This window comes from Pseudokineococcus sp. 5B2Z-1, assembly GCF_037482305.1.
Lineage (GTDB): Bacteria > Actinomycetota > Actinomycetes > Actinomycetales > Quadrisphaeraceae > Pseudokineococcus.
Genome location: NZ_JBBHZG010000008.1, coordinates 56,483 through 71,842, shown reverse-complemented (window position 1 = coordinate 71,842; position 15,360 = coordinate 56,483). Strand labels below are relative to the sequence as shown.

12 protein-coding genes are annotated in these 15,360 nt (G+C 73.1%); 10 read left to right on the top strand and 2 right to left on the bottom strand.

The window, feature by feature from the left end; genetic code table 11:
• Positions 1–393 precede the first annotated feature (393 nt).
• The 4 genes from WDV85_RS16030 (at position 394) to WDV85_RS16015 (ending at position 4,301) form a co-directional block, all read left to right on the top strand.
• A complete protein-coding gene (locus WDV85_RS16030) occupies positions 394–1,026 on the top strand; it encodes an ATP-dependent Clp protease proteolytic subunit (RefSeq protein ID WP_339571577.1) in 633 nt (210 codons plus the stop codon).
• An 11-nt stretch (positions 1,027–1,037) separates the two neighbouring features.
• The gene (locus WDV85_RS16025; protein WP_339571576.1) at positions 1,038–1,712 is read left to right on the top strand and encodes an ATP-dependent Clp protease proteolytic subunit; all 675 of its coding nucleotides are present in this window, start codon (positions 1,038–1,040) and stop codon (positions 1,710–1,712) included.
• A 148-nt stretch (positions 1,713–1,860) separates the two neighbouring features.
• A complete protein-coding gene (gene clpX / locus WDV85_RS16020) occupies positions 1,861–3,150 on the top strand; it encodes an ATP-dependent Clp protease ATP-binding subunit ClpX (RefSeq protein WP_339571575.1) in 1,290 nt (429 codons plus the stop codon).
• Between the two features lie 227 nt (positions 3,151–3,377).
• Positions 3,378–4,301 (top strand): DUF559 domain-containing protein, encoded by a 924-nt coding sequence (locus WDV85_RS16015; protein ID WP_339571574.1) that lies wholly within the window; start codon positions 3,378–3,380, stop codon positions 4,299–4,301.
• Between the two features lie 67 nt (positions 4,302–4,368).
• Here WDV85_RS16015 and valS read toward each other — a convergent pair whose 3' ends face one another.
• Both valS and WDV85_RS16005 read right to left on the bottom strand, forming a co-directional pair.
• Complete coding sequence (gene valS / locus WDV85_RS16010; RefSeq protein ID WP_339571573.1) at positions 4,369–6,978, bottom strand: valine--tRNA ligase; 2,610 nt, start codon at positions 6,976–6,978, stop codon at positions 4,369–4,371.
• Positions 6,979–7,047: 69 nt separating this feature from the next.
• Positions 7,048–8,064 carry a sugar-binding transcriptional regulator gene (locus tag WDV85_RS16005; protein ID WP_339571572.1) on the bottom strand — a complete coding sequence of 339 codons (1,017 nt, stop codon included), beginning with the start codon at positions 8,062–8,064 and terminating at the stop codon, positions 7,048–7,050.
• Positions 8,065–8,359: 295 nt separating this feature from the next.
• Between WDV85_RS16005 and WDV85_RS16000 the strand changes: the two genes are divergently transcribed.
• The 6 genes from WDV85_RS16000 (at position 8,360) to WDV85_RS15975 (ending at position 15,263) form a co-directional block, all read left to right on the top strand.
• Positions 8,360–9,439, top strand: coding sequence for an alcohol dehydrogenase catalytic domain-containing protein (locus tag WDV85_RS16000; protein ID WP_339571612.1), 1,080 nt, complete (start codon positions 8,360–8,362; stop codon positions 9,437–9,439).
• 165 nt (positions 9,440–9,604) lie between these two features.
• Complete coding sequence (locus tag WDV85_RS15995) at positions 9,605–11,047, top strand: ABC transporter substrate-binding protein (protein ID WP_339571571.1); 1,443 nt, start codon at positions 9,605–9,607, stop codon at positions 11,045–11,047.
• A 4-nt stretch (positions 11,048–11,051) separates the two neighbouring features.
• Positions 11,052–12,002 carry a carbohydrate ABC transporter permease gene (locus WDV85_RS15990; protein ID WP_339571570.1) on the top strand — a complete coding sequence of 317 codons (951 nt, stop codon included), beginning with the start codon at positions 11,052–11,054 and terminating at the stop codon, positions 12,000–12,002.
• Positions 12,002–12,871 (top strand): carbohydrate ABC transporter permease, encoded by an 870-nt coding sequence (locus WDV85_RS15985; RefSeq protein WP_298804598.1) that lies wholly within the window; start codon positions 12,002–12,004, stop codon positions 12,869–12,871. The genes WDV85_RS15990 and WDV85_RS15985 overlap by 1 nt, the downstream gene beginning before the upstream one ends.
• Positions 12,871–14,100 (top strand): ABC transporter ATP-binding protein, encoded by a 1,230-nt coding sequence (locus tag WDV85_RS15980; RefSeq protein WP_339571569.1) that lies wholly within the window; start codon positions 12,871–12,873, stop codon positions 14,098–14,100. Before WDV85_RS15985 ends, WDV85_RS15980 begins: the two co-directional genes overlap by 1 nt.
• Positions 14,097–15,263, top strand: coding sequence for an ABC transporter ATP-binding protein (locus WDV85_RS15975; protein ID WP_339571568.1), 1,167 nt, complete (start codon positions 14,097–14,099; stop codon positions 15,261–15,263). The genes WDV85_RS15980 and WDV85_RS15975 overlap by 4 nt, the downstream gene beginning before the upstream one ends.
• Positions 15,264–15,360 lie beyond the last annotated feature (97 nt).

Sequence of the window (15,360 nt, the reverse complement as noted above, 5' to 3'; positions counted from 1 at the left end):
CCCCCCCCCCCCCCCCCCCCCCCCCCCCCCCCCCCCCCCCCCCCCCCCCCCCCCCCCCCCCCCCCCCCCCGCTCCCAGCCCGGCCCGGTCCGCTGTCCGCGGGCGGCACGGCGGGCCTGCGAGCGGAGCCTCCGAGACGTCGGCGGGGCCGGCGCCACAGCGCGACGGCGCCCGGCCGCGGGAGCGCGGTGCGCCCACGGCGAACACCCGCGGTGCGCCGGAACGGCGGCCGGGGGCAGGGGGTTAGGGTCGCTGCCAGACCTTGAGGGATGACCTCCGGGGCCCCGGCGGGCCCGGCGCGAGAGCGCCGGACGAGCGGGGACCGGTGCAGTGCAGGACGGACGAGCAGGGGCGGAGCCCGCGCCAGCGGGCAGCCCCGTCGAGGACGGAGCGATGAGCGTGGTGAACGCACCAGGCGCGGACGGCGTGACCGCCCGCGGGCCCGGCGGGAGCGTGGGGCTCGACGAGCACATCTACCAGCGGCTGCTCCGCGAGCGGATCATCTGGCTGGGCTCCGAGGTCCGCGACGAGAACGCCAACGCCATCTGCGCGCAGATGCTGCTGCTGGCGGCGGAGGACCCGGAGAAGGACATCCACCTCTACATCAACTCGCCCGGCGGCTCGGTGACGGCCGGCATGGCGATCTACGACACGATGCAGTTCGTCAAGCCCGACGTGGCGACGTACGGCATGGGCCTCGCGGCGTCGATGGGGCAGTTCCTGCTCTCCTCGGGCGCGAAGGGCAAGCGCTACGCCACCCCGCACGCGCGGATCATGATGCACCAGCCCTCCGGCGGCTTCGGCGGCACGGTGAGCGACATCCGGATCCAGGCGGAGCTCATCAACAACATGAAGCGCACGCTCAGCGAGCTGACGGCGCAGCAGACCGGCAAGTCGGTCGAGCAGATCAACCTCGACAACGACCGCGACCGCTGGTTCACGGCCGCCGAGGCGCTCGAGTACGGCTTCATCGACCACGTCGAGGCCCACGCCGCGGACGTCCGCGGTGGTGGCGGCACGAGCTGAGGAGGGCACCGATGGCAGACCACAGCGCGATCGCCCGCGCCGCGGGCGGGGTGGCGCCGCAGTCGCCCAGCAGCCGTTACATCCTCCCGCAGTTCGAGGAGCGGACGGCCTACGGCTTCAAGCGGCAGGACCCGTACAACAAGCTCTTCGAGGACCGCGTCATCTTCCTCGGGGTGCAGGTGGACGACGCGTCCGCCGACGACGTCATGGCGCAGATCCTCGTCCTGGAGTCCATGGACCCGGACCGCGACATCGTCATGTACATCAACTCGCCCGGCGGCTCCTTCACGGCGCTGACGGCGATCTACGACACGATGCAGTACGTCAAGCCGGACATCCAGACCGTCTGCCTCGGGCAGGCGGCGTCCGCGGCGGCCGTGATCCTCGCGGCCGGGGCTCCCGGCAAGCGCCTGGCGCTGCCGAACGCCCGCGTGCTCATCCACCAGCCGGCGCTCTCCAGCGGCGACTACGCGCAGGCCTCGGACATCGAGATCCACGCGGCCGAGGCGCTGCGCATGCGCACGTGGCTCGAGGAGACGACGGCGCTGCACAGCAACCGCGACGTCGAGCAGGTGCGCCTGGACATCGAGCGCGACAAGATCCTCACGGCCTCGCAGGCGCTGGACTACGGCCTGGTGGACCAGATCCTGCCGAGCCGCAAGGGCCGGGTGCAGGTCCCGGCCTGAGGCCGGGCGGCTCGCGTCGACGAGCGCAGCGCGCCGGGCGGGTGGACTTCCCGCCCGCCCGGCGCGGCGGCCCCGCCGAGGCGGGTCGCGTGGTGTGATGGACGGCCCGGCGGACGCCGGGTGAGCAGCAGCAGGGAGGAGCAGGGCCGTGGCGCGCATCGGTGACGGTGGCGACCTGCTGAAGTGCTCGTTCTGCGGGAAGAGCCAGAAGCAGGTCAAGAAGCTCATCGCCGGACCCGGCGTGTACATCTGCGACGAGTGCATCGACCTCTGCAACGAGATCATCGAGGAGGAGCTGGCGGAGGCCAGCGAGCTCGGCCTCGTCGACCTCCCCAAGCCCCGCGAGATCTTCGACTTCCTCGAGGAGTTCATCGTCGGCCAGGACGCCGCCAAGCGGGCGCTGGCCGTCGCGGTCTACAACCACTACAAGCGGGTCCAGGCCGCCCCGGCCGCGGGCGCTTCCCGCGAGGACGCGGTCGAGCTCGCCAAGTCGAACATCCTCCTCATCGGCCCGACGGGCACCGGCAAGACGTACCTGGCGCAGACCCTCGCCCGGATGCTCAACGTGCCGTTCGCCATCGCCGACGCCACGGCCCTCACCGAGGCGGGCTACGTCGGCGAGGACGTCGAGAACATCCTCCTCAAGCTCATCCAGGCCGCCGACTACGACGTCAAGAAGGCCGAGCAGGGGATCATCTACATCGACGAGGTCGACAAGATCGCCCGCAAGAGCGAGAACCCGTCGATCACGCGCGACGTCTCCGGCGAGGGCGTGCAGCAGGCGCTGCTGAAGATCCTCGAGGGGACGACGGCGTCGGTGCCGCCGCAGGGCGGGCGCAAGCACCCGCACCAGGAGTTCATCCAGATCGACACGGCCAACGTGCTCTTCGTCGTGGGCGGCGCCTTCGCCGGCCTCGAGGAGATCATCGCCTCCCGCGTCGGCAAGGGCGGGGTCGGCTTCGGCGCCCAGCTCCACACGAAGAACGAGGACGTCGACGTCTTCGGGCAGGTCATGCCCGAGGACCTCACGAAGTTCGGGCTCATCCCCGAGTTCATCGGGCGCCTGCCCGTCATCACGACGGTGAGCAAGCTCGACGCCGACGCGCTCGTCAAGATCCTCACCGAGCCGCGCAACGCGCTCGTGCGCCAGTACCAGCGCATGTTCGACATCGACGGCGTCGAGCTCGAGTTCACGCCCGACGCTGTCCGCGCCATCGCCGAGCAGGCGATCCTGCGCGGCACCGGCGCCCGCGGCCTGCGCGCGATCATGGAGGAGGTGCTGATGCCGGTGATGTTCGACATCCCCTCCCGCGAGGACGTCGCCCGCGTCGTCATCACCCGCGAGGTCGTGCTCGAGAACGTGCTGCCGACCCTCGTGCCGCGCGACGCGGGCACGGCCGCTCCCCGCAAGCGCGAGCGCCGGGAGAAGTCGGCCTGAGCAGGGCCCGCACCGGCGCCGCCAGACTGCTGCCGGGGCCGCCGGCGGGGTAGGCCGCCGGTGCCCGACGACCGGGGACGCGCAGCCGTGCGGCGCGTCCCCGAGGGCACGGCTGCGCGTCCCCGGTCGGGCCTTCCAGGGATCCACAGGTGCCCCGCCGGCGTCCACCGTCCACAGCTGCGTGGAGGTGCCGCCGTGCGGGCGCAGCTCCGCGGTGGAGTACGGGGATGGCATCGCGCGCGGTGGACGAGGCGCGGCGGCGGGGCGGCGTCGCCGGTCGCGCGGCGGTGGTCGGCGCCACCTCGGCCGAGGCCCTGGACTGGGCCGCCCGCGCGGGTCGCCTGGTGCGCGCTCTGCCGCGGACCTACCTCCTGCCGGACGAGCTCGAGTCGTGGCCGTCGCGGTGCCGGGCGGCCACGGAGTACGCCGGGCCGGGCGCCGCGGTCAGCCACCTCAGCGCGCTGCGCCTGTGGGGGCTCCCGGTGCCGGAGACCGGCGCCGTCGACGTCGTCGTCGACCACGCGCGACGACCGCGTGCGGGCGCGACCGCCCCCGTTCCCGTCCGCGTGCACCGCACCCGACGGCCGCGACGGACGTGGCAGCGCGAGGGACTGCCGGTCGTCCCGCTCGAGGAGGCCGTCGTCGCCTCCTGGCCGCTGCTGCAGCAGGACGCCCAGCGGGCGCTGGCCCTGGTCGCCGTCCAGCGACGGCTCACGACCCCGGGCCGGCTGGCCGCCGAGCTCGCCCGCCACCCGCGGCTCCCGGGGCGTGCGGCGCTCTGCCACCTCGTGGGCCTCCTCGAGGCCGGCTGCACCAGCGAGCTGGAGCTCTGGGGGCACCAGGTGGTCTTCACCGGGGCGCGCTTCTCGACCTGGCGCTGGCAGGCGCCGCTCAGCGTGCGCGGTCGCTCGGTCGTCCTCGACCTCTTCGACGACGAGGCGCTCCTCGCGGTCGAGCTCGACGGACGCGCGTACCACGACGGTCCGCAGCAGCGGGAGCGCGACCTCGCCCGCGACGCCCTGGTCGCCGAGGCCGGCGTCGTGACGCTGCGCTTCCCGCACCGGCGTCTGAGCATCGACCCGGAGGGGTGCCGGGAGCAGGCGTGGCGGGTCAGCGTCGTCCGTCGCCGTCAGCTGCGCGGAGAGCGGTGAGCCGACCGGGGACGCACAGCCGTGCGGACAGCTCTCGACCGCACGGCTGCGCGTCCCCGGTCGTCGCTCAGGCCTCCTCGGTGACGAGCTCCACGTCGCTGACGACGACCTCGTCGCCGCCCTCGCGCAGGTCGAGCTCGCGCACGCGCCCGGCGCCCCGCAGGTCGTCCGCCGCGGAGCGCAGCAGCGCGACGTCGTCGGCGGGGGCCGAGACGACGGCGTGCGAGGCCTCGGTGCGCTGCGAGACCTTCGCCTGCGACTTGGCCTTGCGGACGCCGGCCAGCGCGCTGCCGACGACGCCCAGCAGCCGCGGCTCGGCGTCGCCGGCCGCCTCGCGCAGGGGCGCGGCGACGGGCCACGCCGCGCGGTGCACGGAGGCGCCGTCGTGGCTCCACGACCACACCTCCTCCGTCGCGAAGGGGATGAACGGCGCGAGGAGGCGCAGCAGCACGTCGAGGGCGGCCGAGAGCGCGGCCCGGGCCGAACGGGCGCCCGCCCCGGCGTCGGCGGCGCCTCCCGCGTACGCGCGGTCCTTCACCAGCTCGAGGTAGTCGTCGCAGAAGCGCCAGAAGAACGTCTCGGTGACCGACAGGGCGCGCTGGTGGTCGTAGGCCTCGAGGGCGGCGGTGGCCTCCTCGACGACGTCGGCCAGACCGGCGAGCACCGCGCGGTCGACCGGCTCGGTGACGTCCTCGACGGGCGCCGACCCGAACCCGAGGACGAACTTGCTGGCGTTGAGCACCTTGATGGCCAGGCGCCGCCCGACCTTCATCTGCGCCTCGTCGAAGGTGGCGTCCGTGCCGAGGCGGGCCGAGGCGGCCCAGTAGCGGACGGCGTCGGTGCCGTGCTTCTCGAGGAGGTCCAGCGGCGTGACGACGTTGCCCTTGGACTTGCTCATCTTCTTGCGGTCGGGGTCGAGGATCCAGCCGCTGATCGCCGCGTTCCGCCACGGCAGGGCGTCGTCCTCGAGGTGGGCGCGCACGACCGTCGAGAACAGCCAGGTGCGGATGATGTCCTGGCCCTGCGGGCGCAGGTCGAAGGGCGCCACGCGCGACCACAGGTCGGCGTCGCCGCCGTGCTCGCCCCACCCGCCGGCGATCTGCGGGCTCAGCGACGACGTCGCCCAGGTGTCCATGACGTCGGTCTCGCCGACGAAGCCGCCCGGGACGCCCCGCTGCGACTCCTCGTAGCCCGCGGGCGCGTCGCTCGAGGGGTCGACGGGCAGGTCGGCGACGGCCGGGGTGATCGGCGCGTCGTGGCGGGGCTCGCCGTCCTCGTCGAGCGGGTACCAGACGGGGATCGGGACGCCGTAGGAGCGCTGGCGGCTGACGAGCCAGTCCCCGGTGAGCCCGCCGACCCAGTTCTCGTAGCGCACGCGCATGAAGGCGGGGTGGAAGTCGAGCTCGGCGCCGCGGTCGAGCAGCTGCTGGCGCAGGTCGCCGTCGCGGCCGCCGTTGCGCAGGTACCACTGCCGGCTCGTGACGATCTCGAGCGGCTTGTCGCCCTTCTCGAAGAAGTTGGCCTTGCGCTGGGTCGGCACGGGCTCGCCGTCGAGGTCGCCGCTCTCGCGCAGGGCGGCGACGACGGCCTCGCGCGCGGAGAACGCCGTCTTGCCCGCGAGGTCGGCGTAGACCTCGCGGCCGCGCTCGCTGGTGATCCACTCCGGGGTCTCGCGGTCGAGGCGGCCCGCGCGCCCCACGACGGGGCGGGTCGGCAGCTGCAGGTCGCGCCACCACTGGACGTCGGTGAGGTCGCCGAAGGTGCAGCACATGGCGATGCCCGCACCCTTGTCGGGCTCGGCGGCCGGGTGGGCCAGCACGGGCACCTCGACGTCGAAGAGCGGCGAGCGCACCGTCGTGCCGAACAGCGGCTGGTAGCGCTCGTCGTCGGGGTGGGCGACGAGCGCCACGACGGCGGGGATGAGCTCGGGCCGGGTCGTCTCGATGTGCAGCGGCTCGCCGGAGCCGCTGCGGGAGAAGGCGACCCGGTGGAAGGCGCCCGGGTAGTCGCGGGCCTCGAGCTCGGCCTGCGCCACGGCGGTCTGGAACGTGACGTCCCACAGCCCCGGCGCCTGGGCCTGGTAGGCCTGCCCGCGCTCGAGGTTCGCGAGGAAGGCCTGCTGGGAGACGGCGCGGGAGCGGTCGTCGATGGTCGTGTACTGCTGCGTCCAGTCCACCGACAGCCCGAGGCGGCGGAACAGCGCCTCGAAGGCCTTCTCGTCCTCGTGCGTCAGCTCCACGCACAGGCGCGTGAAGGTGCGGCGGTCGACGGGCACCTGGTCGGCCGCCTTGACGCTCTTGCCCTCGCCGCCGCGCTGGGGCGGCTCGAAGCCCGGGTCGTGGGGGAGCGAGGGGTCGCAGCGGACGCCGAAGTAGTTCTGCACCCGCCGCTCGGTCGGCAGGCCGTTGTCGTCCCAGCCGATCGGGTAGAAGACGTGCTTCCCGCGCATGCGCTGGAAGCGCGCCACGAGGTCGGTGTGCGTGTAGGAGAAGACGTGGCCGACGTGGAGCGAGCCGGACGCCGTCGGCGGGGGCGTGTCGATGGAGAAGACGTCCGCCCGCTCGGCGCCGCGGTCGAAGCGGTAGGTGCCGGCGTCCTCCCAGACGGGTGCCCAGCGGTCCTCGAGGCCGTCGAGGGAGGGCTTGTCGGGGACCTGCGGGGTGCGCGCGTCGGGCATGGGCCGATCTTCCCAGACGCCCGGACGCCGACCCGCCCCCCGACGGCGCACGCCGGACGGAGGTGCCGCTCAGTCGGCGTCGGCGTCGGGCCGGTTAGCCGCCAGGAGGGCGCGGGCGGTGACGGGGTCGGTGACGAGGTCGGTGATGCAGCGGGCCCGGGCGGCGGCCGTGATGCTCGGGACCTTCTCGGTCCCGACCGCCACGGCGACGCAGCGCTCGAGCGCGCGCAGGTGGTCCAGCGTCGTCGCCACGAGCCGTTCGGCTCCGCGGAAGGCCACCGGACGCCCCTGCTCGTCGAAGAAGCGGTTGCAGACGTCACCCGTCGCGCCCATGATCACGGGATCGCCCCGGTCGACGAAGGACGCGAGCGAGGTGCGCGTGCGCGGCGGGGCGCCGATGCCCACCAACGCCACCTTGGCTTCGTCCCAGGCGTCGAGGACGCGTCGCGTGCCCGGGTCGGCGAGCAGCTCCTCGTAGAGCCCCGGCCCGGGCAGGGCCGGCGCGAAGAGGAAGAGCGGTGTCCCTCCGAGACGCTCGGCGACCCGCCGCGTGGCCTCGTTCGTCTGGTACCACGCGTCCGCCTGGTCGGTCCCCCCCACGGTCGGAGCGACGCGGACCCCGGGGAGGTGCGGCAGGTCGGTCCCCGCGACCTCGTAGGTGCTGCGTCCGGACGAGACGAGGAGGACGTCACCCGGCTCGAGGCCGACCTCCGCGAGGACCCGTGCCACAGCGGGCCCCAGGGTGATGCCGAGGTCCGCGGACCGGCCGGTCGGCGCCGCGGCGCCGAGGTGGACGGCGCGGAGCCCCAGGACGCTCGCGAGCCGGTCGGCGAGGTCGCCGTCGTCCGCGAGGGGAGGAGCGACCACCTCGATCCGGACGATGCCCTGGCGCCGGGCCTCGGACAGCAGCCTGCTCACGGTGGCGCGGCTGGTGCCCAGGCGGGCGGAGACCTGGGCCTGGGTCGCCTCCTCGAGGTAGTACATGCGGGCGGCGGCGTACATGAGCTCGGGGGAGAAGCGTGCGCCGGCGCCGTCCTCGCGGGCCCCCGGCGCAGCCGACGGAGGAGCCGGTGTCGCGCTCGCCATGGCCACCTCCTGCCGCAGTCCCGGGCTCGCCCGCGTCATCTCCGCGCGCGTGCGCCCGCGGGCCCGTGCTCCGCCCAGCCTAGGGGGCCGTCCCGCCGCACGCCCCGAGCTCGCGCGTCTGCACACGTCATCCCCGCTGCACAGATGTGCTGGACAACCGTGCTGCGGTGTCCTAGCGTCCTCGCCGTCGGCACCGGAGCCGGCGGGCCTGCCCCGGGCCAGCACGCAGAGACGCGGCGAACGCGGTGAGGAGCCTGATGTGAGCGATGCCGAGCAGGACGCGACTCCGAGGACGATGCAGGCGGTCGTCTGCCACGGTCCGCGGGACTACCGGCTGGAGGAGCTGCCGGTGCCGACCGCCGGGCCGGGCGAGGCGCTCGTCCGGGTCCAGGCGGTGGGGATCTGCGCGAGCGACCTGAAGTGCTACCACGGTGCCGCCAAGTTCTGGGGCGACGACGACCGCCCGGCGTGGGCGGAGACCGAGGTGGTCCCCGGGCACGAGTTCGTCGGTGAGGTCGTCGAGCTCGACGACGAGGCCGCCCGTCGCTGGGGCGTGCAGGTCGGAGATCGCGTCGTGGCGGAGCAGATCGTCCCGTGCGGGCAGTGCCGGTACTGCCTGCGCGGCGACTACCACATGTGCGGTCCTCACGTCCTCTTCGGCTTCAAGCGGGCGACGCCCGGGGCCATGGCCGAGTACATGGTCTTCCCCGCCAACGCTCGGGTGCACCGGGTGGACCCCTCGATCCCGCCGCAGCACGCCGCCTTCGCCGAGCCGCTGGCGTGCTCCCTGCACGCGGTCGAGCGAGCCGGCATCCGGTTCGGCGACACCGTCGTGGTCGCGGGGTGCGGGCCCATCGGCCTCGGCATGGTCGCGGGAGCCCGCGCCAAGTCGCCCGCCCACGTGGTGGCGCTGGACGCCGTGCCGGCCAAGCTCGAGCTCGCGAAGCGGTGTGGCGCCGACGTGGTGGTCAACATCGCCGAGGAGGACGTCCTCGAGGTCGTCCGAGGCCTCACCGACGGCGAGGGCGCCGACGTCTACATCGAGGGCACGGGTCATCCGTCGGCGGTCGGGCAGGGGCTCAACCTCCTGCGCAAGCGCGGCACCTACGTCGAGTACTCGGTCTTCAAGGAGGCCGTCTCGGTCGACTGGTCGATCATCAGCGACGACAAGGAGCTCGACGTCCTCGGCGCCCACCTCGGCGCCTACACGTGGCCGGCTGCCATCGCGATGATCGAGTCCGGCGTCCTGCCGCTGGACGACATCTGCTCGCACCAGCTGCCGGTGTCCCGCTTCCAGGAGGGCCTGGACCTGGTCTCCGACTCCTCGCGCTCGGTGAAGGTGTCGCTCATCCCCGACGGCCGCTCGCCGGCCTGACCGCCGACGGGGCGTGGGCTCGTTCGGCCCGCGCCCCGCGCCCCGCGGCCCGACCGTGCTCCGGCCGCCGGTCGTCCACGCCCGTCACCGGACGGCACCTCGTCTCGCCACCCGTCGGTCCGACGGGTCGTCCCCCACGCCACCACGCGCCCCCAGGGAGCCTCCATGAGCACCTCGGCCCACCGCGGTCACGACCACAGCCGTCGCAGCGTCCTCAAGTCCCTGGGTCTCGCGGGCGCCGGGCTCGGCAGCATCCCCCTGCTCAACGCGTGCGGGGTAGGTACCGGCACGGGCTCTTCCGGAGGAGCCTCCGCGGGCAGCGCCGCCGACGAGGTCACCGGCGCCTTCGACTGGAAGAAGGCGTCGGGGACGACGCTCAACGTGCTGCAGACCCCGCACCCGTACCAGCAGAGCTTCCAGCCCCTGCTCGGCGAGTTCACCGAGCTCACCGGCATCGAGGTCGTCCCCGAGCTCGTCCCGGAGGCCGACTACTTCACGCGCCTCAACACCGAGCTCCAGGGACAGGGCGGCAACTACGACGTCTTCATGACCGGCGCCTACTTCATCTGGACCTACGGCCCCCCTGGGTGGATGGAGGACCTCGGCCCCTGGATCGCCAACGAGTCGGCCACCAACGCCGACTACGACTTCGAGGACATCTACGAGGGCCTGCGCAAGGCGACCCAGTGGGACTTCCAGACGGGCAGCCCCATCGGCACCGGCGGCCAGTGGGCCATCCCCTGGGGCTTCGAGACCAACGTCATCGCCTACAACAAGCGCCTCTTCGACGAGCGGGGCGTGCGACCCGCGGAGACCTTCGACGAGCTCGTCGAGCTGGCCACCGACCTCACGGACCGCTCGGCCGGCCGGTACGGCATCGCCTTCCGCGGCTCCAAGAGCTGGGCGACCATCCACCCCGGCTACATGACCCAGTACACGCGCGAGGGAGCCGTCGACTACACGTCGGCGGACGGCGAGCTGACCGCGGCGATGAACAGTCCCGAGGCCGTCGCCTTCACGCAGAAGTGGGCGGACCTCGCTCGGAACGCCGGCCCGGCGAACTGGACCTCGTACGAGTACCCCGACTGCACGCGCGACCTGGGCAACGGCAGTGCCGCGATGGTCTTCGACGCGGACTCCGCCACCTACCCGCAGAACCAGCCCGGCGCGAGCGCCGAGGCGGGCAACCTGGCATGGCACCCGGGCCCCGCCGGTCCTGACGGCAGCTACGCCACCAACCTGTGGACCTGGTCCTGGGGCATGAACTCCGCGTCGAAGAACAAGCTCGCCGCCTGGCTCTTCATGCAGTGGGCCACGGGCAAGGACGCCATGAACGAGGCCGTGCAGCAGGGCGCCTTCGCCGACCCGGTCCGCGAGTCTGTCTTCAACGACTCCTTCGTCCAGACGCTGGGCGCCTTCCCCGGGTACCAGGAGACCTTCGAGAAGGTCATCGACTCGACGACGATCCAGTTCACCCCCCAGCAGGCGTTCTTCCAGACGACGGAGGACTGGGCGACCTCCCTGCAGAACATCTACAACGGCGCGGACGCGCAGAGCGAGCTCGACTCCCTGGCCGACCGCAGCACGACCGCCGTCAACCAGGGGTGAGGCGATGACGACCACCACCTCGGAGCGCCGGGCGCGGCAGGAGCCGCCACCGCCGGAACCGTCCCGGCTGCGGGCCGTGCCGGCGTGGCGCCGTCGACTCTGGCCCTACTTCCTGGCGGTGCCGGCGCTCGCCGTCACGATCTTCATCCTCTACCCCTTCGCGCTCTCCGCCTGGTACACGCTGCTGGACTACGCCGCACGCAACACCGGCTCCGTCAGCGTCGTAGGCCTCAGCAACTTCCAGCAGGTCCTCACGAGCGCGACCTTCTGGGCCGCGGTCCGGACGACCCTCGTCTACGCCGTCGTGACGACCGCCGTGGAGACGGTCCTGGGCGTCGGCATCGCGCTGCTCCTGTACCGGGCGAGCCGGATCGGCTCGGTGTTCGAGAAGGTGCTCATCCTTCCGCTGATGATCGCCCCGGCGATCGCCGGCGTCCTGTGGCGGCTGATGTTCAACTCGCAGTTCGGCGTGCTCAACCACGTGCTCGGGCTGGGGTCCTTCGACTGGCTGGGCAGCTCGACGGCGCTCTTCTCGGTCATCCTCGTCGACGTCTGGATCTTCACACCGTTCGTGGCCATCCTCGTCCTCGCGGGGGTGCGTTCGCTGCCCAGAGAACCTTTCGAGGCCTCGGCGGTCGACGGTGCGAGCTGGTTCTACATGTTCCGCAGGCTCATGCTGCCGATGATGTGGCCCTACATCCTCGTGGCGGTCATCTTCCGCTTCATGGACTGCTTGAAGATCTTCGACCACGTGTACGTGCTGACCGCAGGTGGTCCGGGCACCACGACGACGACCTTGCAGATCGCCGCGTTCCAGAACTCGATCGTGTTCTCCAACTACTCCCTGGGCGCGACGTACATGTTCCTGCTCTGGGCCCTCGTGTTCATCACCGCGCGCTACCTCGTGAGCGTGCTCGGCAAGGCGCAGCGGCGAGCTGCGGGAGCGGAGGACTGATGGCGGCCGCCGAGCTGATGCCCGGGCAGCGGCGCTTCACACCCGCAGCGGTGGGCGCGGACCTGCTGCTGCTGGTCTGGTTCGTCTTCTCGCTCTTCCCCCTGCTGTGGCTGGTGCTGCTCTCGCTGAAGACGAGCGCCGAGCAGACCAGCACCTACTTCGCCTTCTCGCCGACCCTGGAGAACTTCTCCACGGTGCTCTCCGACCAGGGCACGCGGCTCACCAGCGTCAACTTCCTGTCAGCCCTCGTCTCGAGCGTCCTCTCGTGCGGCGGCGCCGTGCTCGTCTCGCTCGTCATCGGCATCCCCGCGGCCTACGCGGCGGGTCGGTGGCGCTTCCGCGGCTCGGACGACCTGATGTTCACCATCCTCTCCTTCCGCTTCGCGCCCGAGCTCATGGTCATCGTCCCGCTGTTCGTCATCTACAACCAGATCGGTCTCTTCGACACCAAGCTCGGCCTCGTCTGGGTGCTCCAGCTGGTGACGATGCCGCTCGTCATCTGGATCCTCCGGTCCTACTTCGAGGACCTGCCCGAGGACCTCGAGCAGGCGGCGCTGCTGGACGGGTACACCCGGCGACGGGCCTTCGTCATGGTGGCTCTGCCCCTGGTGCGGCCGGGCATCGCGGCGGCTGCCCTGCTCGCCTTCATCTTCGCCTGGAACAGCTACATCTTCCCGCTGATCCTCACGGGTGGGACCAACGGCACGATCACGGTGGCGGTGGCCCGCTACCTGGGGGGCGGCGGCCAGGCCTACTACAACCTCACCGCGGCGGCGGCCCTCATCGGCGCCCTGCCACCGCTCGTGCTGGCGCTGACCATCCAGCGGTACCTCGTGCGCGGACTCTCGTTCGGGGCGGTGAAGAGCTGATGGCCGGCGTCGTGCTGGAGGGCGTCACCAAGACCTACGGGAAGAAGCGTGGGGTGGCCGACCTCAGCCTCGAGGTGGGCGACGGGGAGTTCTTCGTCGTGCTCGGGCCCTCCGGGGCGGGCAAGACGACGACCCTCAAGGCGGTCGCCGGCCTCGTCGAGCTCGACGGCGGCCGGGTGGCCATCGGCGGCCGGGACATGGAGGGCGTGCAGCCCTACCACCGGCGGGTGGCCATGGCCTTCGAGAGCTACGCGCTCTACCCGCAGAAGACGGTCTCGCAGAACCTCGCCTCGCCGCTGCGCTCCGGTCGGACGGGCAGCTACTCCGAGAGCGAGCAGCGGACGCGCATCGAGGCCGTGACGACGACCCTCGGCATCGACCACCTGCTCGAGCGCTTCCCCCGCGAGCTCTCCAACGGCCAGCGCCAGCGCGTCGCCCTGGGTCGCGTCCTCGTGCGACCCGCCGACGCCTACCTCCTCGACGAGCCGCTGTCCCACCTCGACGCCAAGCTCCGGGCGGCCATGCGGGCCGAGCTGAAGCAGCTCGGCTCGATGTCGAGCACCACGTCGCTGTACGTCACGCACGACTACCAGGAGGCGCTCGCCCTGGGCGACCGGGTCGCCGTCCTCCGCGAGGGGCGGCTCGTGCAGGTCGGCACGCCCGAGGACGTCTGGGAGAGGCCGGTCGACTCCTTCGTCGCCAAGGCCCTGGGGCAGCCCGAGATCAACCTGCTCGACGCGGTCGTGGACGGGGGTGAGCTCGTCGCCGCGGAGGGAGCCGTGCGCGTCCCCGTCCCGCGGGGGGCCGACCTCCGGGCGGGCGACCGGGCGCGGGTCGGCATCCGCCCGCGCGACCTGACGCTCGTCCCCGGCGACGACGTCGTCGGCGGTGCTCCGGACCGGGGGCAGGCCGTCCTCGCCGGTGAGGGCGCGCGGGGCGTGCGCGTCGAGGGCAGGGTCCGGCTGGCCGAGCGGCTCGGCCGCGCCGTCGAGCTCGAGGTCGACCTCGGGGGAGGTCGGCACCACCTCATCGCCGTGGACGAGTCGGAGGCGCCGCTGGCGGAGGGGGACGCCGTCCGCCTCGCCGTCCCCGCCGCGCGCGTGCACGTCTTCGCGCACGGCGCCCCCGGGGAGGACACCGCCGCCGTCCGCACCGCCGCGCCACTCGCGGGCGGCCGTCCGGCTGCGGTCGCCGCCGGTCCGAGGACCACCACGGAGGACTCCCGATGACCCAGACGGACGCCAGGCCCCGCCCTGGGACGACCGAGCCGCAGGGGTTGAGCCTGCGGTCGCTGCGCAAGGTCTACGCCACCCGCGGCCGCGAGCCCTTCGAGGCCGTCAAGGGCCTGGACATGGAGGTCCACCCGGGCGAGCTCGTCGCCCTCCTCGGTCCCTCCGGCTGCGGGAAGACGACCACCCTGCGCATGGTGGCCGGCCTCGAGACCGTGACGTCGGGGGAGATCTGGATCGGCGACCGCTCCGTCGGCGACCTGCCGCCGGGCAAGCGGGACGTCGGCGTGGGCTTCGAGAGCTACGCCCTCTACCCGCCGCTGGACGTGCGCGAGAACCTCGCGTACGGGCTCAAGGCCCGGAGGTCCCGTGACGCCGTCGCGCGCGTCGAGGCCATCGCCGAGCGCCTGGAGATGACCGACCTGCTCGACCTGCGCCCGGCCGGGCTCTCGAGCGGCCAGAAGCAGCGGGTCGCGCTGGCCCGCGCGCTCGTCCGCAACCCTCCGGTGCTCCTGCTCGACGAGCCGCTCTCCCACCTCGACGCCGCGCAGCGCCAGCGCGTGCGCCGCGAGCTCAAGGTCCTCCAGCGCGAGTCCGGCTACACGACCGTCGTCGTCACCCACGACCAGCTCGAGGCCCTCAGCCTGGCCGACCGCATGGCCGTCATGGACGGCGGCGTCATCCAGCAGCTGGGGACGCCGGACGAGGTCTTCGACGACCCGGCGAACCTCTTCGTCGCCGACTTCGTGGGCGAGCCGAAGATCAACCTCGTCGAGGGTCTGGTGGCGCGTGGCGGCGCCGGCGCCCGTGTGCTGCTCGGCGAGCCCGGCTCCGCCCGCGGCGCGGGGCTGGCGACGGCCGCCACCGGAGTGGCGGAGGGGGACCGGGTCACCGTCGGGCTGCGTCCCCAGGACGCCCGGCTGTCGCGCGTGGAGGGCGGGCAGGCGCTCGCTCCGGACGACGGGGTGCCAGCGGTGGTGCGCGTCTTCGAGCACCTGCTCGAGTTCGGGCTCGCGACGCTCGACGTCCCGGGGGTGGACAGCGGCGTGGTGGTCCAGACGGACCCCGACCAGCGCTACGCCCCCGGTGAGCGGGTCGTCCTGCGGGCGCCGGCCGCACGGGTGCACCTCTTCGACCCCGACGGGGGCCGGCGTCTGCGCTGAGGGGGCGCCCGCCGCGGTGTCCGGGGGCCGTCACCTACGCTCGACAGGTGTCACGACGGCGCGGCGCAGCGGTCGGTCCCCGGCCAGGGTGGTCCTG